Here is a 22,013-nt window from a genome sequence, read left to right on the forward strand (position 1 = left end):
GAAAATCATGTAAATTATTTTAATAAAAAGAAATCTATCTTCCCTAGAAATATACTCACCTCTCATATTTGAACATATTTGGAAATAAAAAGGAGTAAGCAGGTGCTTACTCCTTTTCTGTCTATTTTAAATAGAACATCTACCTTTTATCCGAATTAATTCAACTGCTCTGCAAAAGCTTCGATCTCTCCCACTAATGCTTCTTTTGCACCTTCCGAAATGTACTTCTGCATTGATGTCTTCTCAATCTGAGTCAAATACTTTTCGATAAACTTAAGTGCCTGATCTGCTGATCTTTTCTGATAATGATGAACCACTTTTTTATACGTGTTCGCCAATTGATCAGCTAATGGACCGGTTAAATCACCAACTTCTATATAGCTATCCATTAGTTCTTGGAGAACTGAAGTATTTATCGGCAGCCATACATTTCGAATTGGTACTTGAGACCAATTTATATCAGAACCAAAATAAAAGCTTGTGTAAGAAGGCTGGTTGTAGCCTGTATTTTGCCTAGCTACTTCTGCTCGATATTGTGGATCGTGCATCAATGTATAAAGTTTTCGATCCGTCACTTCCGTACTTAAGTATATTCGAATGGCCGAACTATCTTCTGTTCTTACAAGTAGTTCTTCTCGCCAATCTCCAAATATATCAGCCACTAAGCCCGGATTCCCTTTTGTCCAGTTATTCGTTCTCGTTCCTTCAGCCGTTAAGACAGTACCCTTTTGCCAGTGGTTAATCGTTGGGGTTTGATCCCTCGAACCATTAATAATTTGTGTTGTCATATCTGCAGCCCATTTAATATTCATATTCGTTCCTGGTGCATCTCGCCAGCTATCCGCCATTTCTCTTCCGTCAGCTGTATGCATGCCAACTGCCCATGTCTCTAATCCAGGCTCTTCAGGCAGAACGTCACCAATCATACCACGTCCAGTATCACGACCGGTATACGCACCATAAATGACTTCACCAGTGGCTGCATCTCGTAAGGCATAACCATATGGTGCCCATGGTCCACCTTCAAATACCATGAACATTTCCAAGCCAGGACGGTTCGGATCAATGTCAGTTACATGCATTGCGTCTCCATGACCTAATCGTGCCATGCCTTCTGCTGATCCTTCTTCTGGCATTTCATCGAACGTACTGTATAGTAAAGAACCATCATGATCAATCGTTGCACCACCATAGACAATTTCATGTTTGCCGTCGCCATCGACATCTGCTGCACTTAAAGAATGGAACCCTTGTGTCGTAATGCTTCCAAACTCTTCATTCGTTCCATCTACGCCATGTGGTCCATCATTAAACGGATTGCTCATTGGTGTCCAACCGCTATCGACATACCAGTTTTCCTTTAAATTTTCTCCATCCCAATCATAGGTAACGATAGTTGATCTCGTATAGTATCCTCTCGCAAATACAGCGGAAGGATTCTTTCCATCTAAGTATGCAACACCAGCTAGAAAACGATCAACACGATTGCCAGGTTCAATTCGTGACATCGCATAGTCTCCCCATCTTAAACCATCATCCTCACGTGCTGGTTTGTAATGGATCGTTTCTAACTCTTCACCTGTTTCACCATCAAATACTGTTACATATTCTGGCCCTTCCAAAATGAATCCTTCAAAATTTCTCAGATCATTTCGTCCACTACGGGAAGGTGCATACTCATCCATGAAATAATCTGCTAAGCTTTCCGCATCTTCTCTAGATAATGGATAATCATACTGTTGCTCGATGCCAAAGGATTCTTCCAAAGTTTCTGGCCAGTCACCATTCACAACTTCTTCTTGCTTATGCCAGTTCATAAATAAATCCACAATATGCTCATAATAGTCATCACTACTCATGCGATAATCATCATCATGACTAAACCCTGCTTCGATATCTTCTTCTGGCATTGTTATATATTCTTCTGATGCAACTTCACCATCTTCATTGTACTTGATGACCTTTGTTCCAGGTGCTGTTTTAAACATGATCTCCGATTTGCCGTTTCCATCAAAATCATAAACTAAAAATTGCGTATAGTGAGCCCCTGAACGAATGTTAACACCCAAATCTATTCGATAAAGAAGCTCTCCATCAATTGTATAAGTATCTAAATAAGTGTTGCCGGTGTAGCCAACTTGTGACACATCCTTAGCATTGCTCGGCTCCCATTTTACGACATATTCATATTGACCATCGCCATTCACATCACCAACACTCATATCATTCGCATGGTACGTATAAGACTCTCCAGCTGGAGTCACCCCATCATCTGGCTTCTGTAGAGGTAAATCATAATATCCGTCGTCCCATGGTATGGTTGTATCACTCTCCTCTATTTCTTCTCCATCCACTAACTTACTAACAGTATATTCATCTCCAGAGGAACCTTCTGTATCTAAATAGTTGGTACTCTCCTCCACCGTTGCCACTTTTTCACCGTTCCGATATACGTTGAAGTCGACACCTGTTAGACCACTATCCGAATAACCGGATACTTCATTTGCCAAAAGCCGCCAACTTAAAAACACACCTTCAGAGGTGGAAGCTGCTACTAATCCTCTGTCTAAGTTCTCAAGTTGAATTCCCTCTGTTACATCTGATTGTTCGTTTGTGTTATGATCATTTGCTGATACACTTGCTGCACCTGATAGAAGTAAAGTCATGGCTGTGATTGAACTAAATACTTTTTTAGTGAACGATTGATTTCTCAAATAATCACTCCTCTAATTTTTTGGACCGTTTCATACCAGTTACCATTTAAGCAAACGCTTACATTAATGCGCATAATAAAACGGTCTTAGCTCAATTCTTTTCGCCTCCCTTCGTGAACATGATTATAACAGAGAAAATGAATTTCGTAATACAAAATATCAGTGGAAAATCATTAAAAATCAGAGATGGTAATTATTTTACAAATATTATAGTTTTAAAACATCATTATGTGTTATTCTACTTACGAGGAAAAGAGATAAATAATTTTTTTGGGAGGCAATGATGAAAAAACATACTCCGTTTGGCAAGATGGTTTTTTGGTTAGGTTTTGTGATTTTTGTTCTAGGAATAGCGTTTAATGGGACATTAGATATTATTCAAGATGCTCCTGAAAGTGTCTATTCTTTCTCTACTCCTGCCATCATAATTGGCATAATTCTTATCACCATTTCTAATGTTTTTAAAAAAGAGAACGATTAATTTGAATGTCGTGATAAATTTTTGGATAAAATCCTGAGTTTGTCTTTTGTTCCCCTTTTTTCACAAATATTTTTCCGCTCTTTATAGATTTGTTGTTTATCTCTGTTTATTCAACAAATCTATCTGCTCACTCCTTTGATTTGTCGTTTATCTCGATTTATTCTACAAATCTTCACGCTCTACTCTTGGATTTGTCGTTTATCTCTGTATTATTCAACAATTCTATCTGCTCACTTCTTTGATTTGTCGTTTATCTAATAAAGGTCCCACCCTAATACAAAACCTAAGGGTAGGACCTTATTTTAGGTAATCTTCTGATCTCGATAGGATGCTTTTATACTACCTTGCTTGTCTGTTGCAAATAAGACAGATCGTTCTTTCTCCAGATTAAACTGATATACGTGGCCGGTTGCGGTGTCTTTTATTTTTATATCTGTATCAACTGCATATTCGGATACGAATGTATACAGATATCCATCTCGGAATGACAATTTTCTTCCATAAACCCCTGGAAGGTCTCCACCTTCTACCCATTCCAGTTCTGCTTCTACACCTGCATAAGATATTGCTTTTTGGTATAAAGCTGTTAAGACATCGGTACGTTCGTTCAATTCAACAGGCAACGGGCACCATAGTAATGTTCCTTTACCTATCTCTACTTCTATTAAACTTGCATCATCCTGACCAATTATACGCTCCTTGCTTACTTCGCCAATACGACGATCACCGAACGAAACGGGATAATTCACACCATCTATCGCTATTACTTCTTCCCGTACAACATTGGATAACTGATATTCTCCTAGTTTGTCTGTTAGTTTCTGTCTGTGCTTCCAGTATTCATCCAGCCCAATCGGTCCTGTCCATAAAAGGGTCGCACCTGTATTTTCAACATATTGAAATATTTTCTCCATCGCTTCCTTACTAAAATTATGCGCACTTGGTACCATCAACAGCTTCGGCGGTTGTTCCTCCAATGCTTCTAAGTGATATTCACCCATCGCTCTAAATGGTACATTCAGTTGATAAGCGAGAACCCTTGTTAATTTAGTAGTTGCATCAAAAGCAAATTTACGATTAGAGAAATCATTAGAATAAGGGAACACAACCGCTATCTCTTCTAGTTTTCGATCAACAAATAGATCACGAATTTCACCGATAAACGTTCCAAAATCATAGGATACATCTGCTTCCGGTTTTTGTGTACCATCTGCTCGTAGCGCACCAATATTAGATTCATTCGTATTGTCCATATAAAAATTAGTATTCCATAACCATTGGACTGCACCAGCTCCACCGGTTGAGAAGGCGTACGCATATTTTCGTTCGAGAATATTACGCAACTCTTTTTCCGATCGTTTCGCTTTACTGTCTGCTGTTTCGACATACATAATACCAGTTTCCTGAATCAAATTCGGTTTATATGGTGCTTTGGTAAAAATACCATCCCATACAAGCTGATCCATCAGCCACCAGGAGTGAACAGTAGTATAATCAACCGCTTCTTCATAGAAAAACGGCGTTGGACGCTGGCTGCTTAACGCCTCGTCTTGCCCGACTGTCACTAACTGTTTTTGATTGATTGACTTAATCGTAGTGGTTAATTCCTTTGCCCACTGATTATGCATGTCCATCGTAAATAACGTATAATCCAGCCAACGCAGTCCTTGTTTGGGCTGCTTCATATCCTGGATATCAAAATTAATCTCTTCTTGTTCAGGTAATGCAACTGACTCAAAGTCCGGCAATTCCTCAGGTGTCATGTCCCAACGCTCCTGAAGTATAGTTATGGACTCATGTCTCTCTTGCAACCATTTCACAAATGCGGCATGTTCAAAGCGATCCTGTGCCGAGCGAGGACCTTGGAAATAGCGCTTCGGATCAAACATTGATGGTTCATTAATTAAATCCCATTGCACATTAGTCGTCTTTGCATGCCTCGATACTAATGCGCTAATAAAACGTTTTTGTGCTTTTACACTACGCGGATCAAGATAAGGGGTTTCCCCCTCAAAAGCAATTGGCGTAAAGGCAAAAAAGTTAAAGGTTACTTCGATATCATACTTTTTGGCAGTAAGCAGGAATGCATCAATTGCGCGTAATACCTCTTCAGATGGATGTCCATCGATAAACATCATATGACGCCATGCTGTCCAAAGGCCGGTACGAATTAAATTAATCCCTGCTTCTTTCATTGTAGCCATGTCTTGATCCCAAGCTGCTACGTTTGGCATAAAGATAAACTTACGTGCAACATCAGAAGTCATATAGGTTTGCCCAACAATTGGAAAAGGACGACCATCTTTCCAGAAATAGTCTCTTCCTGCTTCCATGACACTTCCTTGTTGTAATAAATTTGGATCATTTCCCCAGAAGCCTTGTGTGAAAATGCGCTTTTCTCCAGACTCAGCAGTGGCAAGACATTCAATTAGATATTGTCCTTTTTCAATAGTTACATCTACTGGAATTCGTAAAAATTGTAGCTCATCTGTTACGTTTATTTTTTCGCTACCTGTCCAGACTAACTCCGATTCATGGGTAAGTGTAATATCAAACTGCCATGCTTCCGAAGCCTGTTCATTACTAACCATTTTTTCTGTCTGAATCGTAATGGTTGGCCGGTCACCAGGCTCATATGTTGCGTAATTTGGCTTGACCCAAATTTCCGTCACACCTTTGTCAGTAAAAGCCGCCCACTCTGATATCGCATCTACTCCGCCATTTTGCCAGAAGTGATCATTAATAGTTTGATTGATCAATAACCACTTACCCCCAGCAAAGGTTCCTTTCGTATTTTCCAATAATACTGCTGGAGCAGCTACTTCCCGATCATCTTTGGATATTCCTTTGAGTAGCGGATAAATATGAGCATCCATTGGACCACTAGAGCCATTTTCTTCTGGACGATCTCGATATCGCGTTACATGCAAAATCAGGTTATGTGTCGGTTTGATGGAAAAAAGCGACTCTTTCCCCTCCAAAATTGGCACCTTACAATCGGCCACTAGTTGCTCTATTGGCTCAGGATCAACCGGTAATATTTCATGGATCTGTAATTGTCGGTGATAAGCTGTTTGTGTTCTTTCAATTTGCCAATTCCCTTGTTCTGATTGATTAACCGGATTGCGAAAAGGAGCACCTCCAATATGTAATAGACCATGCCCTTGTTGAAAGAAAGCTAACAAATCCGGCCATACTTCTTTAGGAAAATAAGGACCATGTAAATGCACATAACTGCTAAAATCATGATTAGTTAACGCTTCAGATAAATGATCTGCATCTACCACCTCGAATTGATCTCCGATTTGATTCAGCCATTCTTGTGATGGCCTAGTCCCCTCATAAGGAAATTGCTCATCATAAAAAAACAATGTTTTTGTCACACGTAATCCTCCTCTTAACCTTTTACAGCACCTTGTGTCATACCATTCACGATTTGTTTTTCCATTACTAAATAAAACAAAATAGTTGGAATCAATACCATCGTTAACCCTGCCATTTGGGCAGTATAATTGGTTGCATATTCACCTGCAAAATTTGCTAACCCTAATGGTAAAGTACTTAAGGCATCATCGTTAATTAATACTAATGCAAATGAAAATTCATTCCAGTTGTTAATAAAGTTTAATATTACTGCCGTCGCTAATGCTGGACGGCTCATCGGCAAAATAATCGACCAAAAGATCCGAAACGGACCACATCCATCCATAATAGCTGATTCTTCAATTTCTTTTGGAAAAGAACCCATAAAGCTTGTTAACAAGAAAATCGTAATTGGTAGATTGAACGCTACGTATGGAAAAATTAAGGCAAGATGAGTATTAATGAAACCAAGCTTCTGCATTAAAATAAACATCGGTACCAATGTAGCATGAATCGGTACAAGCAGCCCTACTACAAAAAAGCCATAAAGCATGTTTCTACCTTTGAATTCAAAGCGCGACAAAAAATAGGAAGCAAATGCGCCAACTAATATACAAATAATCAAAGCGACAATACCGACAAATAAACTGTTGAAGAAATAGGATCCAATATTAGCCGTTACCCATGCATCAACATAATTGACAAACACCCAGTCATTTGGCAGGCCGAACGGATCAAAAGAAAATTCCTGACCTGTTTTAAAGGAATTCATAATCATCCAAAAAATCGGATAAGCATTGATAATGGTAAACGCCAATAGTATCAAATAAATCGTACTTCGTTTAAACCTCTTTTTCTTGCGTGCTTGTTTGGAAACGGTATCGTAAGTAACCATTGAATCACTCATTATCTACACCTCTTTTCTACGAAGTAATTTAGTAGTTATTAAGATCAGTCCGATACTAAACACAAAGATTAATACAGAAATCGCACTACCATACCCATAGCGAAGTCCTTCGAATGTTTTGTTATACATATAAGTAGCCATTACTTCCGTGGAATTCGCAGGTCCACCAGATGTCATTACATAAATTAAATCGAATGTCTTCAAACTACCACTGATACAAAGCACGATCGAAATTAAAATGATATTCCATATCGATGGGATCACCACATAACGTGTTTTTTGCCACTCTGACGCCCCATCAAGGTCTGCAGCTTCTAAGATTTCCTTTGGAACCGTTTGCAATGCGGATAAGAAAATAATAAAGTAAAGCCCGACAAACTGCCAAATAATCGTGATACAAACAGCAACCATTGCCCAGGTTGGATCACCAAGCCAATTCTGTTGTAAAAAACCTAACCCTATTGCCTCTAAAAAGTTATTGATCATCCCATATTCCGAGTTATAGATCATACGCCAGGTTATCGAAATAACCACCGTTGAAATAACTACCGGCATAAAACCGATCGTTCGGAAAAATTTAGCGCCTTTTATTTTTCGATTCAATAATAACGCTAATGCCAAAGCAATCGGTATCTGTCCAAACACGGATGCCAGAACTACTAAAATATTGTTCCGTACAGATAACCAAAAGACAGAATCCTGAAGTACCTCTTTAAAGTTTGCTAGTCCAATAAATTGCATCTCAGAAAAACCATTCCAAGACATAAAAGAATAATAAAAGGAAATAAAAATTGGAACTATACTAAAAATCAAATAGATCGTTAATGCGGGTATAACACCCACCGCGATAATCCACGGTTTCTTTAGTAAATGCATGTCATCACTCCCTACAACTGCTAACTTTCCTCCATTATAAAAGGGCTTTCATTTATCTGAAATCCTAAAAAGTTAACATTATATCTACTTTTCTATGGAATGGAACCGGCGAAATTGTGTAGGAGTGATACCAACATAATTTTTAAATACTTGAACGAAATATTTATATTCCCGATATCCGACATACTCCGCTATTTCAAACACTTTGTTCGAGGTTCCTGCGAGCAGCTCTTTCGCCTTATTAATCCGAATAGTATTAAGGTATTCAGAATAGTTGTAACCTGTCTCTTGCTTAAATAGCATACTAAAATAATTGGGTGTAATATAATGTTCTTCCGCTACTTCCACTGCTTTAATATCCTTTTGATAGTTTCTCTCAATATATTGTTTAGCTTGTTGAATAATCCAATGATTTTCGCTTGAATGTTGTAAGTAATTATTCACCCGCTTAAGATCCTCTAACACTAAATCTTGAATGGCACCCACACTATTATAAATAAGTAAATCTAGTTCCTGATGTAGTGTAAAATCCAGATCTTCAAAGGTAGAATTTTGACCTTTTTCCTTAATTGAGTTAATGAGACAAATAGTCTGATGTTTTATTTGTTCCAGTGTTAACTTGTTATGCTCCCAGTCAGTGAAGAGTTGCTTCACCAGTTTCTCTGCTTCAGACATATCCTGTTGAAAAACAGCATCACTAATAGCACTCATTTTTTGTTTATCCATTTCGTATTGTATTTCAGACGGCATATCTTCTGTATCCGTTATAATCTGTTTGGCTGAACCTCGATAGAAACTTAGCCGTTGGTTTAATTCTTGATATAGCACCGATACATAATCCAAATCACGACAACCAGAAGAATTAGCTATTGAAATCTCGTTGTCAAAAGTTTCCATTATGACAGCAGTTAGCTTATTCATTCGCTCATCAGAAATATCATGCTGATCATAAAGAAAGACGACCAATTGATTCTCATGTGTTTCAATACAGATCGATGACATCTCAAATGGTACTATTAGTGGTATCAAGCAGTCCGCCAATTCCTCATCTTTATCTTTTGAACAAACTTCCATATAATTTCTTCTTTCGATCACCATGACGCGAAAGGCATATGCTTGCCTATCCATTTTTTCTCTCAAATTATAGGAATCAGGCAAGTCAAATAGTTGTTGAGATAAATAGTTGGTTAACATCGTCTCTTGTTTATCTAATTCTTCGTTCCGATCTTTCAATATTTGTTGTTTTACTTTTTTGACTAATGTAAGCAATTCATCGATATCCACTGGCTTTAATAAATAATCTCTCACCCCAATTCGAACTGCTTGGCGAGCATATTCAAATTCTTCATAACCACTGATCATTATAATGTTCACTTCAGGAAAACAATCAACAAGTGCCTTTGATAGATTTATGCCATCCATTTCTGGCATATACACATCGGTAATTACAATATCCACTGGCTCTTTGCGTATCATTTCTAATGCTTTTTTACCATTATTGGCAGATCCAACAATATCGATATCTATTTCCTCCCAAGGAATTGTATTAGATAGTCCTTGGCATATTAATGGTTCATCATCAACGATCAACATCTTTAACGTCATTTGACCTTTCATCTCCTTTTATCAGTTCGTTCAACATCAAATCATCTTTAATCCATGGTAGATTGACTCGGACACATGCACCTTCCTTCCTTTCTAGCATTTCAATTCCATAATAATTGCCAAATGCATTGGTAATACGATCATGAACATTTTTCAGCGCATAACTGTCTTGGTCTTGTGTAGCAGCATGCAGCAATTGATTTACTCTTTCGATATCCATCCCGACACCATTATCTAAGACATCCATTACGATTCCCCCATCTTTATGATAGCAACGTATCGTAATGTTTTTATTTTCTTGTGCTTGCCTGAAACCATGTTTAAAGCTATTTTCGACAAGAGGTTCCAGTATTAATTTTAAAACGATACTGTTAGCTAAACCTGCTTCCATAAAAATGGCATACTGAAATGTTTCTCCTAATCGTTTCTTCTGCAACTCCATATAGCTTTGGACATATTTTAATTCATCCTTTAATGGAATCCATATCTTCCCTTGACTAAGGGTAATTCGAAACAAAGTAGATAAATCTTCGATACTTTTACTTGTTTCCGGTGCCTGCTCTAAACGAGCTGTCCAACGAATCATATCTAGCGTATTATATAGAAAATGAGGATTTATTTGACTTTGTAACGCTTTTAATTCTGAATGTTTATTTTGAATTTCCAGCTTATATTTGCTGTCGATTAATTTCTGAATCTGTTCCACCATCGAATTGAAACGATAGCCGAGCTGACCAACTTCATCTTTCGATCGGATTTTAACTCTCGCTTTAAAGTCTCCGAGCTCCAGCCGTTTTGTTTCTCTTGTTAATTCTAATATAGGACGAACGACAAAGAAGACAAATCCAGCAAATGTCATCAGTCCCATTAACACTGCGATTACAATCATATATCCAAATGTCGATTGAATATCCTTCATTTCAGACAGAACATATTTTTCACTGACAACCGATACTAAATGCATATCTATCTTCTCGATATATCTTGATACCCCATAATATACATCTCCATCTGACTGAAGCTGAAAACTCTCTCCTTCCGTTTGGATATTATCCATAAAGGTTTGATAGCTAAAGTCCTTTCCCGAATCAGATCCAGTAATATCCTGTTCTCGGTTATGAACAAAAAAAGCTTGATGCTGTTCGTTTGTATAGCCTTCTGTTACATACTGATACAACGCTTGTTGATTTAGTCGGATACGAGCAAGTCCAATTGGCCGCTTAATATCATAGAGATGATTAATTACACGGTATAAGGTGATCACCTTTTCATCTTGATTGGTTCGTTGATTATGCATCTCATAAGGTGTACTCCAAAGGATTTCCCCTTGTTTCTCTTTCGCCTTGTTAACCCAATATTCTTCATTTCCTTCAACAATTTCACCAACTGACAGTACTTGCTGATTCTCTCCTTCTATTTCTACAGAATGAAAATAATCTTTCTCTGATTGGTGGAATACGAAAAATCCGTTCAAATTACTGCGAACTTCATTTAAATGTTTGTAATCTTCTCCAGTAACAGCTGGATATGTCATGAAGTCTCGGAATTCATTACTATAAATCATATATCTAGATATCTCCTCAACTTCTTTGATAACAGTATTTAATTGTGACTCCATGTTATTTAAATTACGGTAAGTAGTGTTAATAACCTGTTCTTTTAATATATTGTTAGATTGATAAATAACGATCGAACCGATTAAACCACTTGGAATCGTTACAAGTAAAAGAAAAATAATAACAGATTTCCATTTTAAACTGTTTTTAATATAGTGGATAAATTGCATGTCTATTTACTCCTATTAAATTCATCATTAGTAATAAGAAGAGTATAACATTTTCCTTATGCGCAAAAAGTAGAGTATCCTTAGACACTCTACTTTCCAGCACATACTATGGCTATTTTTGATTACTCTCTGCTACACGTTGAATATTTTTTGCTGCCTCTTCAGGGGTTGACCCGCCAACCGTTATCGATTGCAACTCATTTTCTAATTGATCATTTACTGCAGGTGTTAAGGTTGCATCGTAAACAGGTGCTGGTTCAGATTCGGCAATCACTTCAAACATTTGTTTAGTTAACGGATGCAACTCTGCATCATCCGGTACCTCTACGTTTGCGATGATTGGACGACCAACTTTAATTAACTTTTCCCATAACTCTTGATTATAGACATATTTTAAGAAAGTGTGTGCTGCTTCGAGTTTTTCTCCCTCTAATTCACTATTAATAGCAACTCCCGTTCCTGCAACAGTGGATATCGTTTTCTTATCATTTAAAGGAATCATCGAAACACCTATATTTTTATCTTCCGGCATATTCTCTAGAATTGAAGAAATTCCCCAGTTACCATCAATAACCATGGCTGTTTTACCTTGAAGAAAATAATCAATCATTTGGGAACTATCAATCGTATTAAGGTCTTTATTAAACGCTTCTTTTTTCACTAACTCATCAATCACTTCCAATGACTTCACAAAGTCTTCATCTGTAAATGCTCTTTCTCCATTTGCAACACCTTGCAAGAAATCATTACCGGTAAATCGATCAGCTATCGTTGAGATATAAACAGATTGCAATACCCACGCATCTGAGTTACCTAAGGCGATAGGTGTAATATCATTTGCTTTCAGATCATCTATAAGCTGTAGGAACTCATCGTATGTTTTAGGAAACTCATCATATCCTGCATCCGCTAACATATCTTTATCATAAAAAATCATGTGTGTTGGGTTCGTGTTAGCGGGAACCGCATAGGCATCACCATCAATCGAAAAGTCATCGAAGTCTTCTTCATCCAATAGACCTGTCTCTTCTGTCCAATAGCTGACAATATCATTGATTGGCTGTACAACACCACCATCTACAAGTGGTTTCAGCTCTGCTCCTGGCCAAACTTGGAATACATCAGGTAATTGTCCACCAGCTGCCTGTGTATTTAACCGAGTTCGATAATCAGCATTTGGAGTTGTATCTACTTGAAGATTGATTTTCGGGTGCTCTTTGTCAAATTTCTCAACAATATCCATGAATGCTTGGTAATCAGCACGACCAATATCTTCTGATTTCCAAAATTTAAGAGTGACAGCATCATCACTTGAGGATTCTCCATTATTGGAAGACGTTTCCTCTCCACTATCACCTGAGCATGCTACTAATAAACTTACCAACAAAACGACTAAACCTAGAAATAAATTATTACTCCACTTTCTCATATTTAACCCTCCGTTTTTGTTATCGCTTTCATTCTGGATTATCTCATAGAAGAATAAGCTAAAAAATCCAACAAAGTTAATATAATATCCAATAATTTATACACCCTAAAAATAGATAGTCGTAGAAATGCTATATAAATCCTCCAGCAAAAAAATGTATTGCTAAAACCATTTCCCACCAAAATGCTTCAGCAATACAATTCCTGTTCCCCTAATCGTAACAATTTAGTTTCAGATAAAGTGAGACTTCCATCAATCAGTGGGGGTTTTACGGAAGATTAGCACCGTGATAAATCCTTGCTTTGATTAAAATTTGTCCATTAACCTAATGCCACATCAAGAATCATCATTAATACAAAACCTACCATTAAACTCATGGAAGCCAAATCTTTATTGCCTTTCTCTTGTGAACTTGGAATAACTTCTTCAGCTACAACAAAAATCATCGCTCCCGCTGCAAAACTTAATGCATAAGGCAATAATGGTTCCATAAAAGAGACTGCAATTGCTCCAATGACCGCAGCAATTGGTTCCACCATTCCGGAAAATTGCCCGTACCGGAAACTCTTCCCCCGAGACATCCCTTCTGCCCTTAACGGCATGGCAACTGCAACACCCTCAGGAAAGTTTTGGATACCGATTCCAAGCGCTAATGTTATGGCTCCAGCTAAAGATGCTTCTGTTCCACCATTTGCAAGGGCACCAAAAGCAATTCCGACCGCTAACCCTTCTGGGATATTATGTAACGTAATTGCGAGTACTAGTAATGTACTTCTTTTTCTTTTTTTCTGAGAGATTCCTTCCACTTTATCAACAGGAGTATTTGGATGAAGGTGGGGTAAAACCTTATCTATTCCCCATAAAAAAATACCACCTAATAAAAATCCGAACGCTGCCGGAAACCAAGTTCCGATCTTGTTGTCACCTGACAATTCAATAGCTGGTCCTAGTAAAGACCAATAACTTGCTGCAATCATGACACCACCAGCAAACCCCAGCATACTATCCATTAATCGTTGATTGATGGTTTTTGTTGCAAAAACAAGACTAGCTCCCAACGCAGTCATTCCCCAAGTAAATAATGTAGCTATAAATGCCTGGATTATTGGATTAAAATTCTGAAAAAAATCAATCATAACAGAAAGCTCACCTTCCTAATATCCTATAAATAAATTCTCTATCGATTCCGTTTAAGACAACTAATGTAGATCATAACACAGTTTATACCATATGAAGTACATTAGAAAACATTTAATGCACTTCATAAGATTTATTTTTTTCACCTCTCAACAGTCGAACCTTACTAATACTAGTTTTTAAACTTAAGAAAAGCGTAGAGCGCCGGGAGCTAGACAAACACCAAAATTTTACTATCTTTACTTAAAAAAAGACACCTCAGATAGGTGCCTTTTTAAAGGTAAAAAGGGGAGTAGCAATTTGCTACTCCTCTTTCTTCCATTTATTTCATTTTATCCAACTGTTCACTAAAAGCATCGGCTGCTTCCACTAATGCTTCTTTTGCTTCTTCTGAAATATGCTTTTGCATCGATGGTTTCTCGATCTGTGTCAAATACTTTTCAATAAACTTACGTGCTTGAGCTTCTGATTCTTTCTCATAATGATGAACTGCTTGTTTATACGTATTTGTCAACTGCTCCGCTAATGGACCTGTTAAATCACCAGACTCAATATAGCTATCCATTAGTTCCTGTAGATCTGGTGGATTGATCGGTAAAGCTTGAAGTGTAAAGTAGTCAAAGTCTGCATTGATATCGCCAGCAAAAGTAGATGTGCCATAAAATCCTACTTTTATATTATCTAGTGAAACCGTCATAGGATCTGCCGCTTGAATCCATTCAGATCCATTCCAATAATAAGAGGTCACTTGGTCACCCATTTTTTTCAATTTCAAATAAATAGTGTCTGTTTCAGGATGTGCGACCATATTATCTGGTTTCGAATACGTCCCTTCTTCTTCTTTAGCTGTCTCAATACTGTATCCATCAGTAGTGCTAGTATCCCAAACATGTCCTAATCTTACATAGTTATCTTCATCTTCCCAAATATACAAACCAGCTTGTTGATGATTTTGACGGATAGGAGCAGTAACCTTCGTAGTAATTTCAAAATCACCATCAGGAGCGTCTCTTAAAAAGAGATTTTTCAATGAATTAGATGCTTCATGAGAATCACCTTCTGATGTTAAAATTCTTAACTTACCAGGTACATCTGTCAAACTCCATCTGTCTTCTACTTCCCTATAAATAGACCATTCTTCTGATAATGAGTCGCTATCAAACTGATCAACTGTTGCACCTATTGTAATTGGAGGATTTACCTGATCTTTAAATTGATCCATTGCTTCTTCTAAATCTGCTATAGCTTCTTTTAACAATTGATTGGATTGTACATTCTGTTCCAAAAATTCTTGAGCGCTAGCTATTGCTTTTTGTAATGCATCTGCAACAGCCTGATCGTATTGTCCCGGTTTTTCCCCTATTTGGGCATTATCGAGTAACTCTTGAGCTTCACTGATTAGCTTCTCTAAGTCACTATTTTCAACAATGCCAATTAGTTCTCGGTGTGCAGCACGCAGTTTGTCAAAATTAGCTTTTTCAATTTTTCTATCATAGCTAAGTAAACCGTTAATTTCAATCTCCACATCGGTTATTTGCGTATAGACAGCTGCACTTAGACCAGGATTTTCTTTTAATACTTTAATACCATCAATTAACCCAAGATAGCGGTTTGTCAATGCTTCTTTACTACTTTGCATTTCATAGTTAAAAACATTCCCACTCCATTCATTGCCAGGAACATGTAGGCCAAGCCCACCATACTCTCCAAGTACAGCGATACGATCTTCGGTAGGTGTTGGTGAATCCGGACCTACATATGCATGGAAATCTATCACATCACCTGCACCCACATCAGTCCATCCACTAGCATTAGAGACAAGGCGAGTTGGATCTAAGTCCTCAACCCAATTGGTAATTCTTTCTGTATCATATTGACCCCATCCTTCATTAAACACTGTCCATAAAATTAATGAAGGGGAATTATAATGCTCATTGATCATCTCTTCAAATTCATGTTCGAATTGTGCAGCTTCTTCTGGTGAGGGATTATTATTAAACATACTAGGCATGTCTTGCCAAACTAACATACCCATTTTATCCGCCCAGTAATGAAAACGTTGTGGCTCTACTTTGGCATGTTTCCGAATCATGTTAAAACCAAGAGATTTTGCTTGTTCTATATCAAACTTTAATGCTTCATCTGTTGGAGCTGTGTAAAGACCAGCTGGCCAATATCCTTGGTCAAGCGGTCCCATTTGAAAAACAAATTCACCATTGAGTAATGGGCGAAGCGTTCCGTCAACCATCCCCTTTGATATTTCTCTCATACCAAAGTAACTAGTCACTTCATCAACAGTCGTATCTTCATCCTTCAATCGCACTTCCAAATCATATAAAAACGGATCTGTAGTTGACCACAATCTAGGATTTGGTACCGGTATTTGAATCTTTTCTCCAACAGTACCTGTTACTCTGCCAACTTCTTCACCTTCTTTATATGCAATTGCTTCTACTTCTTGATCGGTGTGATTCGTAGCATCTACCTGTAACTCTAAGTACTCGTCATCTATTTCAGGTGTCATTTTCAAATTGCTAATGTGTGTGTTAGAAACAGGTTCTAACCATACTGTTTGCCATATACCTGAAACAGATGTATAAAAGATTCCACCTGGATTTAATCGTTGTTTCCCAAGCGCCCTGCTTAATGACGTAGAATCTTTTACTTCAACGATTAATTCGTTTTCTCCTTCTACTAAATATTCGCTAATATTAAAGTTAAAGGCATCATATCCACCTTTATGTGTACCTACTTCATTGCCATTCACATAAACGTTTGTTTCCCAATCGACTGCACCAAAATGTAATAACAGATCATTATTAGACCATTCTTCAGGAATCGTAAAATTCCGTTTATACCACATATGATCTTCGTGTCTTTCAATACCTGATAATTTTGACTCAACTGCAAATGGTACTAAAATGGTTTCATCCAAGGTTTGACCGGTTGGAAGTGAATCATCGCTAGCGGCAGATTCAAACTGCCATTCGCCATTTAAGTTCATCCAGTCATCTCTAACCATTTGTGGTCTTGGGTACTCAGGTAATACATTCTCTGCATCTACCTCTTCTGCCCATGGTGAGGCTATAATATACTCAGAGTTATTAATAGCGAAAGTCGTAAAACCTTCCAGTGAATTGCCTTCTGTAGTCGTAATTGGACCATTACCATCATAAGATACATAGAGGTAGTCATTATCTTTTGAAGTAATTGGATAGTCTAGTTCCAAAATAATGGTAGAAGGATCATCTGCTTTTCTTTCAGCGTTAACCACTTGCTTATTACCTATTGCTGAAAAATAACTGGCAGCTTCATCTGGCAACTCCTCTAAAGCGTTTTCAAAATTCAGCGAAACTTGCATCCCGTCTGCTGAAATGACCCCATTAGTTGGACCAGGAACAGAATAATCCTCTGGCAAATATAAGTTTTGAATAGGAACCACTTCTTTTGGCTGTGAATCACTGGACCAGCTTAACTTTAAATTGGAACCACCCATGTCTTCAAAATACTCAATTTTAATATCATACTTTTGACCAGCTTCTAATGAAATAGGAGCACTTTCTTGTTCGTTATCCCAATCGTTCACCCAGTGATCAATTACTAGTTCATTATCTATCCATAAGCGAAAGCCATTATCTCCTATCATTGAAAAGGTATAATCTTCAGTGAATTCAGGCATTAGCTGACCTGTCCATCTTACAGATGCATCATCAGCTTGTCCCGTTAATTCTTCTAATAATGACTCCAAATTACCAAAGTTGATATTGGGTGTCACAACAGTTGCTTTTTTCTCATCGAAATCAAATGCACCTGGTTCTGAACTAGTGTAAAACTCTCCCTTTAAACCATTTTGGCCATTGTTTTCCGAATCAGCAATTAAGGTGGAGAGTGGTAGTGAACACATAAAGATGATAAAAAATGCAAACATTAATTTCCTTGTCATTTTGATATTCATAGAATCCTCCTCTTAGCATAATTCATACAAAAATGATTAATCACGTACACGAACTTCTTACTAAAATCTACACTTAGATCACCTCCTTTAATGGATAGCAAAAGGTGTGTTGATACTATTGATGAATGTGAAAAAGGAATACGTATCTAGCTGTTCGCAGCAAATGATTCAGTGTCAGGTTTACCCTTTATTTCTTTACTGAATTTCTTCTCTCTCCTTCTTCTATTTAAAACAACAAGTCGTTGGAGCACGATAAAAATAAAAAGCAAAAAACCAACAGCTATTTTTGTCCACCATGAACTAAGTGTACCTTGGAACATGATAATCGTCTGAATAGTACCCATACTTAAGACTCCAAGCATAGGTCCTATCAAGTAACCAAAGCCTCCGGTTAATAAGATTCCTCCTATCACACATGCTGCAATCGCATCCATTTCCATACCCAATAAATGCAAACCATATCCAGAAAGCATGTATAGGGTAAAAACAAAACCACCCAGCGCAGAACAAAAGCCTGAAAACATATATACTAAAATGGTGGTCTTCCTGACAGGAAGTCCCATCAATCTTGCAGAACTTATATTTCCTCCTATTGCGTAAACATTTCTTCCAAACTTAGTATATTTGGCCATGAATATAGCGATTACTACTAACAATAACGCTATAATGGCTCCAATAGATAAATAGCCTCCTCCGACGATCGGTAATTTCGCACTTGATAAATCACTATATGTTTCGTTAGTAATTACAATACTTTCTGTACTAATTAAAAAACTAGCACCTCTCGCTAAAAACATACCGGCTAATGTGACAATCCAAGGATGCAAATCAAATTGACTAATGAGATACCCCTGAAATCCGCCGAAAAGAACGCCAATTAAAAGAGAGAGAATGATAACTAAATATGCATTGAATCCAATTTCCAATAGAGTAGCTGAAACCATACTGATAAACGCTACAAATGCTCCTACTGATAGGTCAATACCACCGGTAATAATTACAAAAGCCATTCCAGTCGCTACAATAATAAGGTAGGCATTATCAATAAGTAAATTCAAGAAAACTTGAATACTAAAAAATCCAGTAAATGAAAGAGATCCATATCCATATAACAATATAATTAATACAGTTGTTGCCAGTATAAAAATATGATTTTCTTTTAATGCGATGTTAAAAATTTTCATGTGTATGACACCTTCTTTTTGCCCAAATTTGCAAAGATTCTTCTAAATGATTCCGACTGCATTAGGCACACCAGAATGACGACCACAGCTTTAACTACCATGACAATTTGTGGGTTTATCCCGATCGAATAAATAGTGGTTGATAATGTCTGAATAAATAATGCCCCAACTACAGTACCACCTAAAAAATACCTTCCTCCCCGCATAGACGTACCACCAATTACAACTGCAAGTATTGCATCCAGTTCTATCCATAATCCAGCATTATTTGCATCTGCACTGCTGACATTTGCACTTACAATAACGCCAGCGATCGCAGCACAAAGCCCACAAATCGTGTAAACGAGTAGAATAATTTTTTTTGGCTGAATCCCTGCAAATTTGCTGGCAGTCATGTTATTACCAATAGATTCTAGAAACAAACCCATTGCTGTCCGTTTCTTTAGCAAAAGCATTATCAAAAAAACAAATATACCGATGTAAATTGGAAACGGAAAACCAAACAAAAATCCAGTACCGATATAATCGTAAGTCTCGTTATCTGTCGTTAAGATTTGCCCGCCAGTGATCAATTGAGCAATCCCTCTACCAACAACGAGCAATATTAAAGTTGCTACCATCGGCTGAATTTCAAATACGGATACAAGTAACCCGTTCCAAAAACCACAAACAACTCCGACAATTAAAGCAACAATTAAAGCAACCCACACGTTTTGATGCTCCATGATAGCAATTGCTGTAGCACCTGATATGGCTAATACTGAACCAACAGAAATATCTATACCTTCTTTTGCAATAACAAGTGTCATTCCAATTGAAATTATTACAAGTGGTATCGAACGATTTAAAATATCAATCAGACTGCCAAAAAAGTGATTATTTTTTATTTCAATTTCAAAAAAACCAGGGTCTATAAATAAATTTAAAACCAGTATTAAAACTAAAGCTATTAAAGGCCAAAATATTTTTTGCCTAGAAAATTTAAGAAGATATAGCTTCATCTATTTCATCTCCTTTGGCTATCATGTCCATAATCCTGGACTCTGTCATTTCCTCTCCTTGTAATTCTCCAATTTTTTGCCGATCTCTTAAAATAATCACTCGATCACAACAAGCTACCGTTTCTTCTAGCTCAGCAGATATGAATAAAATGGTAATTCCTTCTTTTGCTAAATCAAAAATTAATTGTCTTATTTCTTGCTTAGATCCAACATCAATTCCTCTTGTTGGTTCATCTAAGATAAGTAAAGTTGGATTTGTTGCTAACCATCTAGCAAGAATCACCTTTTGTTGATTCCCACCACTAAGGTTATCAATGCGTTGTTCCATACTCGGTGTTTTTATTCTTAATAACTTGATATATTTATTAGCGATCTCTTCTTGTTCTTTCATAGGAATGTATTTTAATAAGCCTTTTTTGGTTTGTAATCCTAAAATAATATTTTCGCGAATGGTCAAATCATTAATTATCCCTTCTACTTTGCGATCTTCCGGACAAAAGCTCAAACCTCTTTCGATTGATAATTTTGGGTTTAATGATCGAATTCTTTCATTGTTTAAATAAAGAACTCCTTGATCAGGCTTATCAATTCCAAAAAGCAATTTAGCTAATTCGGTTCTACCTGATCCTAACAATCCAGCTAACCCTAATACTTCACCTTTGTGCAGCTCTATATTTAATGGATTAATAGATCCTTTTCTTGCTAGATTAGTTCCACTTAAAAGTAATTCGGGTGATGGTAGATTTTTAATTTGTTCTTCTTTGCGAGTAGAATTTTCATTCCATTCCCGTCCAATCATTTTCGATACTAAATCTTTTCTGGGAAGCTGATTCGTTTCATATTCTCCAATATATTGGCCATTTCTTAAAACAGTAATCCGATCAGATATTTCATAGACTTGCTCCAAGAAATGACTAACAAATATAATTCCCATTCCTTCTTCTTTCAAAGCTCTCATTACCTTAAATAATTGTTTTACTTCATTTTTATCTAAACTGGAAGTAGGTTCATCCAAAATAAGAACACCACTAGACATATCAACAGCTCTTGCGATGGCTACCATTTGCTGAATAGCAGTAGAATACGAAGAAAGAGCTTTATTTACATCAATCTCTATATTTAGTCTCGTCAAAAGTATTTGCTCAGCTCTTGAATTAATTTCTTTCCAATTAATTCTCCCTTTTTTCTTTGGCTCCCTACCAATAAAAATATTTTCAGCCACAGAGAGATTTTCACATAAATTAACTTCCTGATACACTGCGCTAATCCCCATGTTCTGAGCACTTTGTGGAGAATTAATATCGATCTTTTCTTCTTTGAAAAATAGAGAACCTTCATCCCTTTTATGAACTCCTGTAAGCACTTTAATTAAAGTGGATTTACCAGCACCATTTTCACCCATAAGGGAATGAATTTCACCTTGTTTTAAAGTGAAGTTTACGTTTGATAAGGCTTTTACGCCTGGAAAAAACTTAGATATCTCTTCGGCCCTTAACAAATATTCAGAAACCATATAGAACACCCTCTTATTTCTGTGTTTTAACCTATTGCAAGTGATACTTCCATCAGTGGGGG

The 22,013-nt window shown here is 37.1% G+C and carries 13 protein-coding genes; 1 reads left to right on the top strand and 12 read right to left on the bottom strand.

What is annotated here, in order from left to right:
- Positions 1-155 precede the first annotated feature (155 nt).
- Complete coding sequence (locus ACTWP4_RS01760; protein WP_443127352.1) at positions 156-2,666, bottom strand: rhamnogalacturonan lyase; 2,511 nt, start codon at positions 2,664-2,666, stop codon at positions 156-158.
- Positions 2,667-2,997: 331 nt separating this feature from the next.
- Between ACTWP4_RS01760 and ACTWP4_RS01765 the strand changes: the two genes are divergently transcribed.
- Positions 2,998-3,195, top strand: coding sequence for a hypothetical protein (locus tag ACTWP4_RS01765; RefSeq protein WP_443127037.1), 198 nt, complete (start codon positions 2,998-3,000; stop codon positions 3,193-3,195).
- 302 nt (positions 3,196-3,497) lie between these two features.
- Here ACTWP4_RS01765 and ACTWP4_RS01770 read toward each other — a convergent pair whose 3' ends face one another.
- From ACTWP4_RS01770 to ACTWP4_RS01820, 11 genes are all read right to left on the bottom strand, one after another.
- Positions 3,498-6,578: a beta-galactosidase gene (locus ACTWP4_RS01770; RefSeq protein ID WP_443127038.1), complete on the bottom strand. Its 3,081-nt coding sequence runs from the start codon at positions 6,576-6,578 to the stop codon at positions 3,498-3,500.
- A gap of 14 nt (positions 6,579-6,592) precedes the next feature.
- On the bottom strand, positions 6,593-7,465 hold the full coding sequence (locus tag ACTWP4_RS01775) for a carbohydrate ABC transporter permease (RefSeq protein ID WP_443127039.1): 873 nt from the start codon (positions 7,463-7,465) through the stop codon (positions 6,593-6,595).
- Positions 7,466-7,468: 3 nt separating this feature from the next.
- On the bottom strand, positions 7,469-8,341 hold the full coding sequence (locus ACTWP4_RS01780) for a carbohydrate ABC transporter permease (RefSeq protein ID WP_443127040.1): 873 nt from the start codon (positions 8,339-8,341) through the stop codon (positions 7,469-7,471).
- A gap of 84 nt (positions 8,342-8,425) precedes the next feature.
- A complete protein-coding gene (locus tag ACTWP4_RS01785) occupies positions 8,426-9,946 on the bottom strand; it encodes a response regulator transcription factor (RefSeq protein ID WP_443127041.1) in 1,521 nt (506 codons plus the stop codon).
- A complete protein-coding gene (locus ACTWP4_RS01790) occupies positions 9,921-11,732 on the bottom strand; it encodes a histidine kinase (RefSeq protein ID WP_443127042.1) in 1,812 nt (603 codons plus the stop codon). The genes ACTWP4_RS01785 and ACTWP4_RS01790 overlap by 26 nt, the downstream gene beginning before the upstream one ends.
- Before the next feature lie 112 nt (positions 11,733-11,844).
- Complete coding sequence (locus tag ACTWP4_RS01795; protein ID WP_443127043.1) at positions 11,845-13,161, bottom strand: extracellular solute-binding protein; 1,317 nt, start codon at positions 13,159-13,161, stop codon at positions 11,845-11,847.
- Positions 13,162-13,481: 320 nt separating this feature from the next.
- A complete protein-coding gene (locus ACTWP4_RS01800; RefSeq protein WP_443127044.1) occupies positions 13,482-14,297 on the bottom strand; it encodes a ZIP family metal transporter in 816 nt (271 codons plus the stop codon).
- Between the two features lie 323 nt (positions 14,298-14,620).
- Positions 14,621-18,253, bottom strand: a complete 3,633-nt coding sequence (locus ACTWP4_RS01805; protein ID WP_443127045.1) for an FIMAH domain-containing protein — start codon at positions 18,251-18,253, stop codon at positions 14,621-14,623.
- Positions 18,254-18,399: 146 nt separating this feature from the next.
- Positions 18,400-19,437, bottom strand: coding sequence for a galactofuranose ABC transporter, permease protein YjfF (gene yjfF, locus ACTWP4_RS01810; RefSeq protein ID WP_443127046.1), 1,038 nt, complete (start codon positions 19,435-19,437; stop codon positions 18,400-18,402).
- Complete coding sequence (locus tag ACTWP4_RS01815; protein ID WP_443127047.1) at positions 19,434-20,438, bottom strand: ABC transporter permease; 1,005 nt, start codon at positions 20,436-20,438, stop codon at positions 19,434-19,436. The genes yjfF and ACTWP4_RS01815 overlap by 4 nt, the downstream gene beginning before the upstream one ends.
- Positions 20,419-21,951: a sugar ABC transporter ATP-binding protein gene (locus ACTWP4_RS01820; protein ID WP_443127048.1), complete on the bottom strand. Its 1,533-nt coding sequence runs from the start codon at positions 21,949-21,951 to the stop codon at positions 20,419-20,421. The genes ACTWP4_RS01815 and ACTWP4_RS01820 overlap by 20 nt, the downstream gene beginning before the upstream one ends.
- Positions 21,952-22,013 lie beyond the last annotated feature (62 nt).

The sequence above is a fragment of the Gracilibacillus sp. D59 genome, assembly GCF_052246695.1.
Taxonomy (GTDB): domain Bacteria; phylum Bacillota; class Bacilli; order Bacillales; family Amphibacillaceae; genus Gracilibacillus.